This is a genomic window from Rhizobacter sp. P3_B12 (assembly GCF_056402895.1).
This window is the reverse complement of the sequence record NZ_JBFUGN010001779.1, coordinates 1-532: the sequence shown is the minus strand read 5'-3', so window position 1 is coordinate 532 and position 532 is coordinate 1. Positions and strand designations below refer to the sequence as shown.

Below are 532 nucleotides of genomic sequence, written 5' to 3'. Positions count from 1 at the left end.
CGCAGCTTCAGCAGCTCGCCGCGGATCTGCGCGGCCGCGCCGACATCGACGCCCCAGGTCGGCTGCGAGACGATCAGGAGGCGCGGCGCGGCATCGATCTCGCGCCCGACGATGAACTTCTGCAGGTTGCCGCCCGAGAGGCTCTTGGCCGGCGCGTCCGGCCCGCCGGCCTTCACGTTGAAGCGCTGGATCAGCCGGTTCGCGAGCGCGGCGACCTCGCCGGTGCGGATCCAGCCCTGCGCCGTCACCGCGGCGGTGCGGGTGAGCAGCGTGTTCTGCGCGAGCGACAAGCCTGGCACCGCGCCGCGGCCGAGCCGTTCCTCGGGCACGAAGTTCAGCCCCTGCGCCCGGCGGCGGCGCGGCGACTGGCGGCCCACCGGCCGCTCGAACAGCACGATGCTGTCGGGCGCGGCGCGCGGGTCCTCGCCGGAGAGCGCGGCCATCAGCTCCTGCTGGCCGTTGCCGGMGACGCCGGCGATGCCGACGATCTCGCCGCAGCGCACGTCGAAGCTGATGCCCTGCAGGTCCATGC

1 protein-coding gene is annotated in these 532 nt (G+C 74.4%); it reads right to left on the bottom strand.

Annotation, left to right across the window (positions count from 1 at the left end; genetic code table 11):
* The coding region (locus AC1D01_RS38185) for an ATP-binding cassette domain-containing protein (RefSeq protein WP_477875224.1) at positions 1 to 532 on the bottom strand (532 nt) is incomplete at both ends.